Origin of the sequence: Streptomyces sp. (assembly GCF_036524955.1) — a bacterium.
Lineage (GTDB): Bacteria > Actinomycetota > Actinomycetes > Streptomycetales > Streptomycetaceae > Actinacidiphila.
This window is the reverse complement of the sequence record NZ_DATDBG010000178.1, coordinates 24,916-40,663: the sequence shown is the minus strand read 5'-3', so window position 1 is coordinate 40,663 and position 15,748 is coordinate 24,916. Positions and strand designations below refer to the sequence as shown.

At 74.5% G+C, this 15,748-nt stretch carries 13 protein-coding genes, 1 pseudogene and 1 riboswitch; of the genes and pseudogenes, 4 read left to right on the top strand and 10 right to left on the bottom strand.

Annotated features, from left to right (window positions below; genetic code table 11):
- Positions 1–67 precede the first annotated feature (67 nt).
- The 3 genes from VIW71_RS14570 to VIW71_RS14560 form a co-directional block, all read right to left on the bottom strand.
- A complete protein-coding gene (locus tag VIW71_RS14570; protein WP_331622649.1) occupies positions 68–1,015 on the bottom strand; it encodes a M23 family metallopeptidase in 948 nt (315 codons plus the stop codon).
- Between the two features lie 6 nt (positions 1,016–1,021).
- A riboswitch (cyclic di-AMP (ydaO/yuaA leader) is annotated at positions 1,022–1,212 on the bottom strand.
- A gap of 377 nt (positions 1,213–1,589) precedes the next feature.
- Positions 1,590–2,606, bottom strand: a complete 1,017-nt coding sequence (locus VIW71_RS14565; RefSeq protein WP_331622647.1) for a GNAT family N-acetyltransferase — start codon at positions 2,604–2,606, stop codon at positions 1,590–1,592.
- Between the two features lie 75 nt (positions 2,607–2,681).
- On the bottom strand, positions 2,682–3,302 hold the full coding sequence (locus VIW71_RS14560) for a uridine kinase (protein WP_331622679.1): 621 nt from the start codon (positions 3,300–3,302) through the stop codon (positions 2,682–2,684).
- A gap of 293 nt (positions 3,303–3,595) precedes the next feature.
- Here VIW71_RS14560 and VIW71_RS14555 point away from each other — a divergent pair, with 293 nt between their 5' ends.
- A complete protein-coding gene (locus VIW71_RS14555; RefSeq protein ID WP_331622678.1) occupies positions 3,596–3,790 on the top strand; it encodes a hypothetical protein in 195 nt (64 codons plus the stop codon).
- 148 nt (positions 3,791–3,938) lie between these two features.
- Entirely contained in the window at positions 3,939–5,606 is a 1,668-nt protein-coding gene (locus VIW71_RS14550) for a hypothetical protein (RefSeq protein ID WP_331622646.1), read from the top strand.
- Between the two features lie 209 nt (positions 5,607–5,815).
- Here VIW71_RS14550 and VIW71_RS14545 read toward each other — a convergent pair whose 3' ends face one another.
- A complete protein-coding gene (locus tag VIW71_RS14545; RefSeq protein ID WP_331622645.1) occupies positions 5,816–7,303 on the bottom strand; it encodes a PLP-dependent aminotransferase family protein in 1,488 nt (495 codons plus the stop codon).
- Positions 7,304–7,434: 131 nt separating this feature from the next.
- Between VIW71_RS14545 and VIW71_RS14540 the strand changes: the two are divergent.
- Both VIW71_RS14540 and VIW71_RS14535 read left to right on the top strand, forming a co-directional pair.
- Positions 7,435–8,046, top strand: a pseudogene (locus VIW71_RS14540) (YczE/YyaS/YitT family protein); the annotation flags it as partial.
- 514 nt (positions 8,047–8,560) lie between these two features.
- Positions 8,561–8,935 carry an RNA polymerase-binding protein RbpA gene (locus tag VIW71_RS14535; RefSeq protein ID WP_093713023.1) on the top strand — a complete coding sequence of 125 codons (375 nt, stop codon included), beginning with the start codon at positions 8,561–8,563 and terminating at the stop codon, positions 8,933–8,935.
- Between the two features lie 197 nt (positions 8,936–9,132).
- On the opposite strand, the gene fxsA is transcribed toward VIW71_RS14535, so the two are convergent.
- The 6 genes from fxsA to VIW71_RS14505 all read right to left on the bottom strand — a co-directional run bounded on the left by fxsA (position 9,133) and on the right by VIW71_RS14505 (position 15,356).
- Positions 9,133–9,705, bottom strand: a complete 573-nt coding sequence (gene fxsA, locus VIW71_RS14530; protein ID WP_331622644.1) for an FxsA family membrane protein — start codon at positions 9,703–9,705, stop codon at positions 9,133–9,135.
- 85 nt (positions 9,706–9,790) lie between these two features.
- Positions 9,791–10,552: a polyprenol monophosphomannose synthase gene (locus VIW71_RS14525; RefSeq protein ID WP_331622643.1), complete on the bottom strand. Its 762-nt coding sequence runs from the start codon at positions 10,550–10,552 to the stop codon at positions 9,791–9,793.
- Positions 10,549–12,279 (bottom strand): apolipoprotein N-acyltransferase, encoded by a 1,731-nt coding sequence (lnt, locus tag VIW71_RS14520; RefSeq protein ID WP_414720747.1) that lies wholly within the window; start codon positions 12,277–12,279, stop codon positions 10,549–10,551. Before lnt ends, VIW71_RS14525 begins: the two co-directional genes overlap by 4 nt.
- A gap of 620 nt (positions 12,280–12,899) precedes the next feature.
- Positions 12,900–14,555 carry an amidohydrolase gene (locus VIW71_RS14515; RefSeq protein WP_331622642.1) on the bottom strand — a complete coding sequence of 552 codons (1,656 nt, stop codon included), beginning with the start codon at positions 14,553–14,555 and terminating at the stop codon, positions 12,900–12,902.
- A 64-nt stretch (positions 14,556–14,619) separates the two neighbouring features.
- The gene (locus VIW71_RS14510) at positions 14,620–15,060 is read right to left on the bottom strand and encodes an Lrp/AsnC family transcriptional regulator (protein WP_331622641.1); all 441 of its coding nucleotides are present in this window, start codon (positions 15,058–15,060) and stop codon (positions 14,620–14,622) included.
- Positions 15,061–15,119: 59 nt separating this feature from the next.
- The gene (locus tag VIW71_RS14505; protein WP_331622640.1) at positions 15,120–15,356 is read right to left on the bottom strand and encodes a hypothetical protein; all 237 of its coding nucleotides are present in this window, start codon (positions 15,354–15,356) and stop codon (positions 15,120–15,122) included.
- Positions 15,357–15,748: the final 392 nt, after the last annotated feature.

Below are 15,748 nucleotides of genomic sequence, written 5' to 3'. Positions count from 1 at the left end.
CTGAAGGCCGGGCGGGCACGGTTGCCCGCCGGGTACCGGCGGACGGGCGGGCGTTTCTTGACCGGTGTCAGATGCCGACGCCGTGCGCGCGCAGGTAGGCGACGGGGTCGATGTCCGAGCCGTAGCTCGGCGTGGTGCGCACCTCGAAGTGCAGGTGCGGGCCGGTGACGTTGCCGGTGGCGCCGGACAGGCCCAGTTGCTGACCGGCGGTGACCGACTGCCCCGCGGAGACGGACACCTGCGAGAAGTGGGCGTACTGGCTGTACTTGCCGTCGGCGTGCCGGACGACGACCTCGTTGCCGTAGGCGCCGTCGTAACCGGCGGAGACCACCGTGCCGGCCGCGATGGCGTGCACCGGGGTGCCGGTGCCGACGACGAAGTCCACGCCGGTGTGGTAACCGCTGGACCAGTTGGCGCCGGCCGCGTGGTACGGGGTGCCGATGGGACCGTCGACCGGCTTGGTGTAGCCGGAGGTGGTGGAGGCGGACGCCTGCTGCACAGTGGCGGCCTTCTTGACGGGTGCGGCCGTCGTCGGCGCCGGGGCGGCGGGCTTCTTCGCCGGTGCGGCCGTCGGCGCGGGCGCGGCCTTCGTGGCCGGAGCCGCCGTCTTCGCCGGAGCCGGAGCCGCGGCGGGACCGGGCGCGGCGGCGCCGTTCAGCGTGAGGTACTGACCGGGGCGGATGACGTTCGGGTTGGCGCCGATGACCTGCTTGTTGTCGGCGTAGAGCCGGTGCCAGCCGCCGCTCACGCGGTGGGTGTCGGCGATCTTCGCCAGCGAGTCGCCGCGGACGACCTTGTACCGCTCGGCCTTGGCGGCGTGCGGGGCGGAGGCGGGGGCCGCCTCGGCGGTCTTCTGCGGGGCGACGGCGGGTGCGGCCTTGGCCGGTTCGGCGGCGGACGCGTGGCCCGCGGCGGCCAGCGGCAGCGCGAGGGCGGCGCCACCGGTGCCGGCCGCGAGGCAGATGCGGGTGAGACGGTTCAGGCGGGGCTTGCGGTGCTGTCCCTGTGCGGGCATGGGGGGATGTCCTCTCCTACGCCTGCGAGGTGAGCTGTCGGGTTCGGGCAGGAGATGCCCGGTCACGGTGGCGCGCCGGCGCGTCGGTTGCCGAGCGCTGCGCGCGTGGTGCCGCGACTTCACCCCGAGCCGTCCGGTGTTACGGGACGGCGGCTTACCTGGGTCCCCCGCTCCTGCCGGGTGGGTGCTTGAGTGATCCGTGTGCGGGATCCGGGCGGCGGCAGGATTCGGCGATCCGCCCGAGGGAGGGAGCGGGCTTCCGGCCCGCGGCACAGGAAGCTAGACGACTGCCCGATTCGCGGGCAACCAGCCGCATCCGCCCGCACTTCTCCCCACCGCCCTGCGCTCACTCATCGTCATGCGTCCCCAGCGCCGCGTATCAGCGCGCCTCACTGTCGGTGCACCGCGCCGCGCGATCGGGTGACAAATCACCCGGAACGCACACCACGGGTGCTCTTGGGACAGCAGTCCGTGTTCCCGGCGTGATGCCGCTCACCTCCCGGACACACAGTGAGGCATGCCACTCCGAAATGCCCGAATTAGCCCATTAATTGGCGATTCGCCTGACCTATGGTCAGTAGCTCCCCGGCGCACCGCCGATGCGCGCGTCCAGCGTGCGGCTGAGCCGGTACGCGACCGGCCGGAAGCCGACGGCCGGCCAGTGCCCCGCGGCCAGCGGCGAGGCGGAGTGCCACCGGGCCGAGATGTAGCGGTGCCCGTGGTCGTACGCCCAGGCGAGCGCGGTGGCCAGCAGCACCCGGCTGATCCCCTCACCGCGGGCGGCGGGCGCGACGTACGCCTCGACGAGCTCGACGCAGGACTCGGGGACCACCGGGTCGGGCGTGGCGGGCAGGAGCAGCACCATGCCGATCTCCTCGCCCCGGCGCGAGGCGATCCACGCGCCGCAGCGCGGGTCGTCGAGCATTCCGGCGTAGTGCAGGCGCAGTGCGGCGAGCGCACCCTCGGGCTGCGGCTGGAACATCGCGGTCTCGCGCCGGCGGCGCGCGGACTCGGCGGCCATCCGGCCGATCTGCGGCAGGTCGCCGGGGCCCGCGCGGCGGATGCCGAGCCCTTCGACGCCGCGCGGCTGCCGGCCTCGGGCCTTGACCGCCATCAGGCCATGGACCAGTTCCCGGCCGAAGCCGAGGTCGAACCACGGGGCGGTGGCGGTCTCGCCGGCCGGCACCTCGACGTAGTGGACCAACCGCCGGTCGGCGACCAGGCGTTCGGCGACGCGGGCGTACAGGGAGCGCAGCACCTCGCTCTCCCGGCCGGCGGGCAGCGCGTGGCCGCCGTGCGGGATCAGGGCCGAGCGCGGGTGGCTCTGCAGGCCGGCCGGGACGTCGGGGGCGAGATCGACCGGTACGGCGGCCAGGTGCCCGATCAGACCGCCGTCGCCGTCCAGGGCGCGGCAGGCTTCCAGGCCCGGGACGGCGTGCAGCCTGCCGAGCAGTTCCTCGCCGCGCACCGGGCCGTCGGCCAGCCAGGACCGCTGCGACGGGGGGCGGCGGGCGCGGGCGAACCAGCGGTCGTACCGCTGAGCGGCCAGGGGTATGTGCTCGGAGGTCAGCGGCGCGATGGCGACAGTCATGGTGCTCCGGGACGCTAGCGGGGGGCGCGGTCCCACGGCAAGGCGGGGCCGAAAGCCCTTGGACGGGGCGGGTGTTCAGCCGCTCCAGGCGGGGTGCCGGGGGTCGTCGGCCCGGACCACGAGATCGGCGATCTCCTCCGGCAGCGCCTCGCGCGCATAGCGCTCGAAGGCGGGCAGCGTCCACCGCTCGGCGGGCCCGGTACGACGCTCCAGCGCGGCGGGCGACAGCCGCAGGTGGACGGTCAGGTCCAGCGGCAGCCCCTGACCGAGCAGCAGCGGGCCGTCCAGCACCAGCACGCCGCCGGGCGGCAGGTCGACGTAGTCGGCGCGGGTGGAGCGGTCGGTGACCGGGTCGCGCAGGGAGGGCAGGGCGCGGCCGGTGCCGCCGGGGCCGAGCGGGTCGAGCACCTCTCGGCGCAGCGCGCGGGTGTCCAGCCAGAGCTGGTAGTACGCGTCCACGTCCTGGTGCCCGTACTCCAGGCGCAGGGACGCGGGCCGCCAGAAGTCGGTGGCCCGCACCCGCAGCACCGGGTGGCCGAGGGCGGGCAGCGCGGCGGCGACGGCGTCGGCGAGGTCTCCGGTACGGGCGGCGGGCGCGCCGTCCACCGCGATCCGCCACCACGGGCCCGGCGGCGCGGTGGTCGACAGGCGGTCGGCCAGCGCCTGGGCCAGCCGGGGCCAGGTGATCGGGGTCATCTGAGGCACCCGGTCATCCTGCCGGAACGGGCCCGCTCGCCTCGGCGAGGGCCGCCCTCGCCCGATCGGGCCAATCCGGTCCCCGCCGCCCGGGTCCGCCGCAGCGGCGCCGCCCGAACCCGCAGGCCCGGGCAGAGATCGCGGCCGACGCCCGACTCGGGACATGGACACTCTCACCCGAGTGGCGGAAATCCGTGACAAATCACCCGTTTGCCACCAGGCGTGATCTATTACTTTTTGTGAGCCTGGAAGAACTCATGGTGACCGTCCCCATCATCCAGGAGAAGAGCCCAATGATCCTGTCCATCTCCGGCGTCGTCCTTCTCGGCGTCATCGTGTTCCTGTTCTTCCGCAAGGACGGCCTGAAGGTGTCCCACGGGTTGGTGTGCACCCTCTTCGGCTTCTACCTCGCGGGCTCCGCCATCGCCCCGAGCATCAGGGCGGGCGGCGCCAGCCTGGCCAATCTGATCGGCGGGCTCAGGATCTAGCCGGCCGTCCGGTACGGCCACCACGGCCTCCTGCGGCCAGCGCCACGGGCCCGGCAGCGGTCGTCCCCGCTCCGGGCCCGTACCGATGCCTTCCGCCCCCGTCCTCCCCCGCGCGTCCCCCACACCCGAACCACCCCATGGAGCAGCCGTGGCCAGGCGTCCCCTTCCCAGCATTCTGAGCAGCCGACCGGCGCTCGTCCGCGGTCGTGATCTGGCGCGTACCGCGGCCGACGGCGCGACGGACGTGCTGCACCCGGTGATCACCATCGCCCGAGGCATGCGCAGGCAGGCGGCCTGGGCGGGCGGCTGGTGGGGCCGGACCCCGAAGGAACGGCGCGGCCCGGCGCTGGTGCTGGCCGCCGCGGGCGTCGTCGCGGTGGTGATGATGCCGTACGGACCGATCCTCGGCGCCATCGCGATCCTGGCGTCCGCAGGGTGGATGGGCCGGGACCGCGCCCCCGCGGCGCCCGCCGGGCCGACCGAGGCCGAGGTCGTACGGCTCCAGTCGCTCTACGAGGCGCTGGTGCCGTACCTGTCCGACCCCGGCGACTCGGCACCGCTCTACGCGCACGACGGCGAATGGCGGCGGGCGTTCGGCTCGTACGAGTTCCAGGACGGCCGGCTGGTGCGGCTGCGGCTGCGCTATCCGGCGTACTTCACCGACGGCGAGGTGGCCTCCCGGAGCCGGGTCGAGCACCTTCTGCACGCGAAGGCCGGCCGGGGGCGGGAATACCGTTTCGACTGGAACGAGGAGGAGAACCACCTCGCCCTGACCGCGCTGCCGCCACTGCCGACCGACATCGTCGCCCAGCGCTTCGTCATGCCGCCGACCGAGACGGTGCTGGGGTTCACCGACACCGACGCGGTGCCGCGCACCGTGCCGGTGACCGGCGGGGAGGAGACGCGGGACGCGCCTCCGGTGGTGTGGCGGACCGGCGCCCGCTCCACCGAGCCGCACCTGCTCGCGCTCGGCCAGCCCGGCACCGGCACGACGAGCCTGCTGCGGTCCATCGCGCTGCAGGCGCTCGCGCACGGCGACATCGTGGTGATCGACGGCGGCGGCAGCGGGGAGTACGCGTGCCTGGCGGGCCGGCCGGGCGTGCTCGCCGTCGAGGACGGGCTGCTCGGCGCCGCCGCCACCCTGGAATGGGCGGCGCACGAGACCGAGCGGCGGCTGATCGCGGTCAACCGGGCGCGGCAGGCGGGGAATCCGGTCGCCGAGGACGTGCGGCGCCCGCTGTGGATTCTGTTCGACCGGCCGACCGCGCTGACCCAACTCGCGGCCGCTGAGGGGCGGCCGGACCCGCAGATCCTGCTGGATGTGCCGCTGCGGCACGGGCGTACGGCCAACGTCGCGGTCGCCGTCGCGGACCAGCTCGACGCGACGGAGGCGCTGGCGCCGGTCGTCATCGCGCAGACCCGGGCGCGGGTGGTCCTCGGCACGCTGGCACCCGAGCATGTGGAGGCGGTACTGGGCGCTCCGCAGCTGACCACACCGGCCGCGGAGGTGCCGCCCGGGCGCGGCTATGCCCGTCTCGGCACCGGGCCGGTGCTGCGGCTCCAGGTTCCGGCGACCCCGGACCCCTACGACGAGGAGGCTCCGTCGGCGCAGCGGGAGGCCGTCCTCGCCCTCCTCCCGGGCCGCGGCCAGGACCCGGACCCGGAGTCCGTCCCGCACGAGGAGTCCCCGGGCGTGGACCTGACCAAGCCCGCGCCCGAGATCGTGCCCGCGGCCAACCCCGACCCCGGCCCGGACCCGATCCCCCTGCGCGGCGACGCGGTGGTCCGCACCGTGGCCGACCTCGAACTGGGCTGAGGCCGCCCGCCCGGGCCGGCCCGCTCCCGGTCGGAGCCGGTCCGGCTCCGCCGTCCCGTGTCCGGCGTGTCCGGCGGGACGGCCCGGAGCTCACGGAAGCGGCGTGCGGCCACCCGGTTCCGCCGCGGCGGGGAGTGATCGGCGCGGCCCGGCGGCGCCCGGACTCACCGCACCGCCGCAACCGTCGCCGCGCACCCGACCGGGTATCGCTACGCCACGAAGAGACCCGAGCCCTCGCCCTCGGCGCCGCCACCGGACCGTACGAGATCCGCCGCCTGGGCCAGGCGGGCCGCCGCCTCCGCCGCCGCCGGGCCGCTGACGGTGAAGGGGACGCGGATGAAGGACTCGAACGCGCCGTCCACACCGAAGCGCGGGCCGGAGGGCACCCGGACGCCCAGCCGTTCACCGGTCACGGCGAGGCGGGACCCGGAGAGGTCGGCCGTGCGAACCCACATGGTCATGCCACCGCGGGGCACCGTGAACTCCCAGTCGGGGGTGTGGGAACGCAGCCCCGCCGCAAGGTCGTCGCGGCACTCGCGGGCCCGGCGGCGGCGCGCCGTCAGGGCCTGCTCCCAGCCGCCGCCCCGCAGCAGCCAGGCCACGGCGAGCTGGTCGACCACGGGCGAACCGAGGTCGAGATAGGCGCGGGCCGAGACCAGCCGCCGTACCACGTCGGGGGTGGTGCGCACCCAGCCGATCCGCAGCCCCGCCCACACCGCCTTGCTCGCCGAGCCGACCGTCATCACCGTGCCACCGCGGTCGAACGCGGCCATCGGCCGTACCCCCGGCTCCTCCCCGTCCAGGGTGAGCTCGGCCATCGTCTCGTCGGCGACCACGACCGTCCCGGCGGCGCGCGCCGCCTCGACCAGGTCCCGCCGCTGGTCGTCGCCGACCAGCGTGCCGGTCGGATTGTGGTAGTCGGGCATCACGTACGCCATCCGGGGCGCCGCGTCCCGCAGCACGCGCCGCCACGCGTCCATGTCCCAGCCGCCCAGGTCCTCCCGGAGCGCGACCGGGACCAGCCGGGAACCGGTCTCGCGGAACAGCTCCAGCACGTTGGCGTAGCTGGGCGATTCGACGGCGACCCGCTCCCCGAGGCCGACCAGCCGCCGCGCCGCCGCGCCGATCGCGCCCATCGCGCCGGTGGTGACCATGATCTGCTCGGGCATGGTCGGCACGCCGCGTGCGGTGTAGCGGTCGGCGATGGCCTCGCGCAGCACGGGCAGGCCCGCGGGGAAGTCGCCGTGCGTGGCCGCGTACGCGGGCAGTTCGGCGAGCGCCCCCTCCATGGCGCGGGTGAGCCACGGTTCGGGGGCGGGCAGCGCCGCGTTGCCGAGGTCGATGACGGAGCCGGCCGCGTCCGGCGGCAGCGGCTGCAGGCTGCGCGAGGGCAGTGCGTGGCCCTCGGGGATCGCGGTCCAGCTGCCCGCGCCGCGCCGGGACCGCGCGAACCCCTCCGCGCGCAGCGCCTCGTACGCCGCCGCGACCGTCGTCCTGCTCACGCCGAGCGCGAGCGCGAGTTCGCGTTCCGCCGGGAGCCGCGCGGCGACCTGGACCCTCCCTTCGAGCACCAGCAGCCGTATCCCGTCGGCGAGTCCCCGGTACGCGGGAAGCTTCCGCCCGTTGCCGGCCTGCGGTCGCGGTTCGAGGAGCCGGGCCAGATGCGCCGCACTCACCGACGCGGTCCACTGGGACATGGAACTCAGTCCACCTTTCGCAGATTGGCCGTGGAACCGAAGCCCTTACAGGCCACAGAGTGACATGCCCACTCACTCGACCGCCAGGGGGGGTTCCGTTGTTCCCGCTCCGTCCACTGCCGCACCGGCCGGTGTTCCGGCCGCCGCGCCCGGTGCCGTACCGCCGCCTCGTCCGCCTGTACGCCGGTCTGGCGCTGTACGGCGCGAGCGACGCGCTGGTGATCCGCGCCGCGCTCGGCCTCGATCCGTGGGACGTGCTCCACCAGGGTCTGGCCCGGCACAGCGGTGTCAGCATCGGCGTCGTCTCCATTGTCGTCGGCGCGGCGGTACTGCTGCTGTGGTGGCCGATCCGGCAGCGGCCGGGGCTGGGCACGGTCTCCAACGTCGTGCTCGTCGGCGCCACGATCGACGCGACGCTGGCCCTGGTCCCCCACCACCAGGCGCTCGCCTACCGCGTACCGCTGCTGGTGACCGGCGTGCTGCTGAACGGCCTTGCGACCGGCCTCTACATCACCGCCCGCTTCGGCCCGGGGCCGCGCGACGGCCTGATGACCGGGCTGCACCGCAGGACCGGCCGCTCACTGCGGCTGATCCGCACCGGGATCGAACTGTCGGTGCTGGCGGCGGGCTACGCGCTGGGCGGCGGGGTCGGGCCCGGCACCGTGCTGTACGCGCTGGCGATCGGACCGCTCGCGCAGTTCTTCCTGCGGGTCCTGGCACTGCCGGACGACCCCGTCGGGCCGGCGCGCGGGCGGGTCGTGGCCGGTTCCGGGGTGTTGCGCCGGGAAGCGCGGGAACCGAACCCGGAGCAGTGTGGTCGGTCCTCCTGCTCACTCCCTCCGCGGCCGGCCTCGTCCCTCGGCCGCCCACTCCAGGAGCTCGGGCGTCAGCCCTGCGGCGTCCCCGGTCGGACTTCCTGCTCACTCCCTCCGCGGCCAGCCTCGTCCCTCGGCCGCCCACTCCAGGAGCTCGGGCGTCAGCCCTCCCAGGACACGATTTAGCCGGAGGCGGTGTGGACCGGTAGTGTACGCGGTTGGCCCCGCAGCCTGACCGTTACTGCGCGCAAAAGATCTGACAACACCGGGTGACATCTCCGTCCAGATGTGACAAAGCGGGCACCGGTGGGTAGAAACAGGGGCGACACGACGGGCGACGCATGTCCCTAAACGGGAATCTTCACCGCCGACCGGACGTTGACCGGATGACGACGACAGCGACACCTGTCCTGTGGGCGACCAAGCCCGGGAGGCACGATTCATGAGTGAGCGAGCTCTCCGCGGCACGCGACTCGGGGCCACCAGCTACGAGACCGACCGCGGCATCGATCTGGCCCCGCGCCAGACCGTGGAGTACGCATGCCGGAACGGCCATCGCTTTGAGATGCCGTTCTCGGTTGAGGCCGAGATTCCGCCGGAGTGGGAGTGCCGCGCCTGCGGCCAGACCGCCCTGCTGGTGGACGGAGAGGGCCCCGAGGAGAAGACCACCAAGCCCGCGCGTACGCACTGGGACATGCTGATGGAGCGGCGCACGCTGGAAGAGCTCGAGGAGGTGCTGGCCGAGCGGCTGGCCGTCCTGCGCTCCGGGGCGATGAACATCGCGGTGCACCCGCGCGACAACCGAAAGAGCGCCTGACCCCAGGCCCCCGGCCCGCGACGACGGGGGCCGCTGACACTTCCCGCCCGGTGAGGGAGCGCGATCCGCTCCCGCACCGGGCGTTTCGTCTGCGCGGCGGCCCGGGTGCACGGCGGTTCACGTGACGCCGACCGTGTTCGCGTACACCGGCCGTGTTCGGGCAGGCCGTGGTCCACGCACCCCGTGCCGCGACGGCGCTACCGCTCGTCGCGGTCTATGACCTCGCCCTGGACGACCTTGCCGTCGGGGCGGTGTATGCGGGACCGGGATTCGGCCTCGCGGGCCTGCTGGAAGAGGTCGTTGAGGGAGCCCGGGTCCGGGCTGGGGTGCCTGGCGAGGGCGCGGGCCGCGGCCCGCTCGGCGACGACCCCGATGAGGTTGCGGGTCGGCGGGAAGAGCAGCAGCAGGGCGAGCCCGTCGGAGACGAAGCCCGGGATGATCAGGAGCAGGCCGCCGAGCATGGCCAGACCGGTGCGACCGCCGCCCGCGGGAGGGGTCGTCGGCGCGCCGGGCTGCTGGACGGAGGCCGCGAGGTTGCGCCACGCGCTGCGCCCGGCCCGCTTCACCGCCGCCGCGCCCAGCACGAACCCGGCGAGCAGGAGCAGCAGCACGGTGAACCCGCTGGTCGCCCCGGCCACGACCGTCATCAGCCAGATCTCCAGCACCGCCCAGGCCGCGATCACCAGCGGCACCGCGGTACGGGCGCGCGAGCGTCGGCGTGGCTGCGGGACCGGGCGGGGGCGAACGGGGGGCGGTGAACTCGTCGTCATACCGTCAAGTGTGCCAAAAAACAGGTAAAGACCGGGTCGGTGCCCGCAGAACCCTGTGGACGACCGCGGACCCCGTACCCCCTGCTCAGTCCCTGCCGACCAGCTTGCCCACCCGCGCGCCCACGCCCCACGCGGTGACCCGCCACAGCGCCTCCACGACGATGTTGCGGCTCATCTTGCTGTCGCCGCGCTCCCGCTCCACGAAGGTGATCGGCACCTCCACCACGTGGAACCCGGCCTTGGTGGCGCGCCAGGCGAGGTCGACCTGGAAGCAGTACCCGGCCGAGGCGACCTCGGTCATGCCCAGGCCCTGCAGGGTCTCCTTGCGGAAGGCCCGGTAGCCGCCGGTGACGTCGCGGATCGGCACGTCGAGCAGCAGCCGGGAGTACGTGCTGCCGCCGCGGGACAGGATCTCGCGGGACTTGGGCCAGTTGACCACCCTGCCGCCGGGAATCCAGCGGGAGCCGAGCACCAGGTCGGCGTTCTTGAGCGCGGTGAGCAGCCGGGGCAGCTCCTCCGGCTGGTGGGACCCGTCCGCGTCCATCTCGACCAGCACGCCGAAGCCCTGGTCGATGCCCCACCGGAAGCCGGCCAGGTAGGCGGCGCCGAGCCCTTCCTTGCCGTGGCGGTGCAGTACGTGCACGTACTCGTCGGTCTGCGACAGTTCGTCGGCGAGCTTGCCGGTGCCGTCCGGGCTGTTGTCGTCGGCGATCAGGAGGTGCGCGTCGGGCACCGAGTCCCGTACCCGCTGGACGATCGGCTTGATGTTCTCGGCCTCGTTGTAGGTCGGGATGATGACCAGAACCTTGCCGAGCGGTCCGAAGGTCCGCTGTTCACCGTCGTTCACTGGTGCCTTTGCCCTTTCCCCGTGCGTACGCGGTCGCGCCTGCCGAGCGCGATGGCCACCGCGCAGGACAGGAGCCCCACGATAGCGAGGGTCCACTCCGGAACCGCACCGACGCGGTCGGCCACGGTGATCTTGTCGCGCAGTGGCAGGTCGGCGCTGAGCACCCGTTCGGTGAACTCCTTGGTGCGCTGCTCGATCTTCCCATCCGGGGCGACGATCGCGCTGATTCCGCTGGTCGCGGCGGTGACCACGGCCCGGCCGTGTTCGATCGCGCGCAGCCGGGACATGGCGAGCTGCTGCTCGGGCTGGCCGGTGCGGCCGTACGTGGCGTTGTTGGTCTGTACGACGATGGCCCGCGCGCCCGCCTTCACCGTGTCCCGCACGATGCCGTCGTACGCGACCTCGAAGCAGATCACGTCGCCGAGCCGGGCCGGGCCGATCTGCAGCACGCCGGTGCCCTTGCCGGGGTAGAAGTCGCGCGGGATCTCTTCCAGGCGGTGAATGACCCTGGTGAGCTCCCTGCGGAACGGCACGTACTCGCCGAACGGCACCGGGTGCTGCTTGGTGTAGTGCGCGCCAGGGCCGCTCGCCGGGTCCCAGACGATCCCCTCGTTCTGTACGTGGTCCGCGTCGGGCCCGTCCACCAGGGCGCCGACCAGGACCGGCACGCCGACCGCCGCCACGGCCCGGGAGATCCGCTGGTACGCGGCCGGGTTCGAGAACGGATCGAGGTCGGAGGAGTTCTCCGGCCAGAGCACCAGGTCGGGCCTGGGCACCCGGCCCGCCCGGATGTCCGCGGCGAGCTTCAGGGTGGCCTCGACGTGGTTGTCGAGGATCATCATCGGGCGGCCGAGGAAGTGCATGCCGGGCTGCTGGACGTTGCCCTGCACGACGGCGATCCGTACGTGGTCGTCCGCGCCGGTGGGCACCGGCACCAGCAGCCCGGCGCCGAGTACGGCGGTGGACAGCGCCAGGGCGCCGGCGCCGGGCAGCGCGGCACGCGGGGTGCGGGGTTCGGCACGCGGTGCCCTGACGAGCCGTACGGCCGCGAGGGCCGCCGCGGCGAGCAGGGTGCCGCTGAGCGCCACGGCGAAGGTGACCAGGGGCGCGCCGCCGAGCGCGGCGAGCGGGGTGTACGGCGAGCCGGTGTTGGCGAACGCCAGCCGCCCCCACGGGAATCCGCCGAACGGCAGCCGGTCGCGGGCGAGTTCCTCGGCGACCCACAGGCAGGCCGCCCACAGCGGCCACCCCCGCAGCCTCTGTCCGAGCACCAGCAGGGCGCCCAGACCCGCCAGGAAGGCCGCCTCGATGGCCGACAGGCCCACCACCGCGTCCCAGCCGACCACCCGCAGCCAGGCCAGCAGCCAGACGAAGAACGGCAGCCCGAAGGCGAACCCCAGCCAGGCGCCCTGCCGTACGGTACGGCCACGCGTCAGCAGCGACAGCGCGGCGACCGCGACGACCGCCAGCGGCCACACGTCGAAGGGCGGGAACGCGAGCGTCAGGGCGAGCCCGCACAGGGCCGCCACCGCAGTCCTGGGTGCCGCCTTCCGCACGGTCGCGGCGAACCTCGCTCGCCGCGAGGCTCGCACGGGCCGCTCGGGTCCGGCGGGTCCGTTCACCTCGGGGTCCGGCGCGGTCACGGCTGCCGGCCCGGGTGCGGTCGCCGCGGCCTCGCCGGGCTCGGCAGGGGGCGCCTCGGGGGCGGTGTCGGGGCGCAGGCGCACGGTCGCGGCCTTCCTGCAGGTGGAGAGGTGACGAAGGCGACGGTACCTCGTGACGGCCGCGGGCCGGGCCACGGGTACGCAAACCGGCCTGCCCGGGGGCGGGAACAAGCCCCGGAAACCGGCCGCCCCGGGGACGCCGTCCGGCCGGGGCCCAGCCCGGACCCCGCCCGGACGGGCCGCGGGAACGAGCCCGGAAGCCCTTCGGGCCGACCTGGGGAACCGCTGGCTGCGGGCCGGTGCCAAGGCCGTTGTCTACTGGGCGTCCGGGCCCTTCCCGGGTCACACCTGCCGACCGGGCGTCCCTCGCCCTCCGTTCCCTCACGGGCGGAGAAGCCCCCTGCCGAGCCGCGTTCCGCGTTCGGGCGCTGGACCTGGCTGCCAGTGGCGGCGTGCACGTGCGGCGCGACACCCCATGGCCCAGCGCGGCCGACGCAGCCGCGGAGAGCCCCCGGTCCGACGTCCTGTGGTGGACGTTGCCGAACCTACTCGTCCTCGACCAGCAACTGTCAACACCCCTTTGACCTGCGGGGTTTCACCAAATCAGCAGGTCAGTGCGGCGTGCTCGGGCCGACCGGGACAGGCTCACGGGGTACCGTTCGGCGGCATCCGCCATCCGCCCCTCACCCGATCGGCCGTGCGAACACCGTGCGACCGGCGACGACCGTGCGCAGCGCGGTGGGAAGGTCGCCGCCCGGGGTCAGGTCGGGCAGGCCGGGTGTGCCGGAGCGGGGGTCGGTGGACCACCTCGCGACGCGTTCGTCGGGGGTCTGTACGACCAGGTCGCCGACGCTCCAGACCGCGTAGTCGGCGGGCGCTCCGGGGACCAGGATCCCGGCGTCGTCCCGGCCGATCGCCCGCCAGCCGCCGCGGGTGTGGGCGTTGAAGGCGGCCCGGGCGGAGATCCGGTGCTCCGGGGTGCGGTGGAAGGCCGCGGCCCGCACGGCGCCCCACGGGTCGAGCGGGGTGACCGGGCTGTCCGAGCCGAGCACCAACGGCACCCCGGCGCGGGTCATGGCGGCGAACGGGTTGAGCGTACGGGCCCGGTCGGCGCCGAGGCGGCGCGCGTACATGCCGTCCTCGCCGCCCCACGCGGCGTCGAACGCGGGCTGTACGGAGGCGACCAGGCCGAACTCGGCGAAGGCGGCGATGGTCTCCTCGGTCATCATCTCGGCGTGTTCCACTCGGTGCCGCAGCGCCCGTACCCGGTCCAGGCCGACCGCGTCGGCTGCGGCCCTCACACCGGCCACGACCGCCGCGACCGCCGCGTCGCCGATGGCGTGGAAGCCCGCCTGGACGCCGGCCGAGGTGCACAGGGTGAGGTGGCGGGCGATGGTCTCGGCGTCGAGGTAACTGGTCCCGGTGGTCGGGGAGTCGGCGTAGGGCGTGTGCAGGCAGGCGGTGTGCGAGCCGAGGGAGCCGTCGACGAACAGGTCGCCGCCCGCGCCGATCGCGCCGAGGTCGCGGAGCCGGTCCAGATCGGCGCAGGTGTCGGCGGGCTGCGCCCAGTAGCCGAAGACCCGCGGGCCGGGGTCGTCCAGGGCGAGCAGCGCGGTCAGGTCGTCCTCGGAGGAGATCTCCGGGCCCCCGCACTCGTGGACGGCGCCGATGCCGTGGGAGGCGGCGTGCCGGAGCGCGGCCCGCTGGGCGGCGGCCCGCTGGGCGGGGGTGACGGCGTCGTACGCGGCGCGGCGTACCGCGTGGTGGGCGTCGCGGGTGAGCGGCCCCGACGGGTGGTGTCCGGGCTGGTCCGCGATGCCGGGGACGAGGTCGAGCAGGGCGGTGCTGACGGCGGCGGAGTGCACGTCGGTCCGGGTCAGGTAGAGGGGCCGGCCGCCGGTCGCACGGTCCAGTTCGGTACGGGACGGCGGGCGCCGCTCCGGCCAGCCGGTCTCGTCCCAGCCGTGGCCGAGCAGCACCCGGTCACCGGGGCGGGCGGCGGCGTGCGCGGCGGTACGGGCCAGCGCCTCGGCGAGCGATCCGACGCCGGTGAGGTCCAGGCCGGTGAGGGCGAGCCCGGTGGCGGTGGTGTGCACATGCGCGTCGGTGAAGGCCGGGGTGACCAGGGCGCCGTCGAGGTGGACGACGGTGTCGACACCGTCGGCGAAGGAGTCGGCGGCGCCCTCGGAACCGACCCAGGCGACGGTGCCGCCGTCCACGACCATCGCGGTCGCGAAGGGATCGGCGGGGCTGTGGACGAAGCCGCCACGGAGCAGGACGGTGCCGGCCGGTGCCTGGTCGGTCGGGTCGAGGGGCCGCGCCCCGGAGGTGTGCTGCATGGGGAACAGTCTCTCCCGCGCGGGGGGCGGTCGAACGCAACGGGGCGGCGCCCCGTGGGCACCGTCAGACGCGCGGCGGCCTGGCCTCGTACGCCGTGGAGAGCACCACCGTGGTGCGGGTCGAGACGCCGGCCAGGCTGCGGATGCGGCCCAGCAGGTGTTCCAGCTCGCTGGGGGTGGCCACCCGGACCTTGAGGATGTAGTTCTCGTCGCCGGCCACGCTGTGGCACGCCTCGATCTCGGGGACCTCGGCGAGCCGGTCGGCGATGTCGTCGGGGGCGCTGGGATCGAACGGTTTGACGGAGATGAACGCGGTGAGGGAGAGGCCCACCGACTCGGGGTCGATGATCGCCGCGTAGCCGCGGATCACCCCGCGCTGCTCCAGGCGGCGCACCCGCTGGTGCACCGCCGACGTGGACAGTCCGGTGGCCTTGCCCAGGTCGGTGTAGCTCATGCGCCCGTCGGCGACGAGAAGTTCCACGATGTGCCGGTCCAGCTCCTCCACAGCGGTGACCTTACCGGCACCCGGGAGGTTTCCGTCAGGCCGCAGCCCGCGGACGCGGCTCAGCCGTGCCGCGGCCGCTGGAGGAAGGCGTTGGCGAAGGTGCCGGCCGGGTCGGCGTCGGCGGTCAGGGCGAGGAGTCGGCCATCCGGGGACAGGTGGCGCGCACCCGCTCGGGCGCGGCGCCGAAGAGCCGGCCCCGGTGCGGGCGCGGCGCGAACGGGGCAGCGGCTTCGACGCGGGGTCAGCACCGGCAGCACGGCGGCCGGGTCCTTGATCCAGGTGACATGCGGTGCCACGGTGTCGCGGCCGTACGCCGGGCCGATCCACCGCCGGTCGGCGACGACGGTGCGGACCTCGCAGACGTGCGGTACCGGGGCGGTGGTCCCGCGCAGGCGCGGCGAGCGCGTGCAGGGCGGCTACGGCGTGCAGGACCCGCCTGGCCTCGCCCGATGGCACCTTAGGAGGCGTCGCCGCAAGCCGCCGCACGGAACTCATGGGGGTGCGTGGGCGCACATCGGGGGCGCATGCACGGGGCAATGGCGCGTGTGTGACGAAGGCCACACCGAACACGTCCGCGTGCTTCCGGTGGCGGGATTACACGCGTAGCGCGGCGGGAAGTGCTCGCTATGGCCGCGAGCGTGAAGCCGGGCCGGCCCGACGGAGGGCACCCACCCAAGGGGGAGTCGCA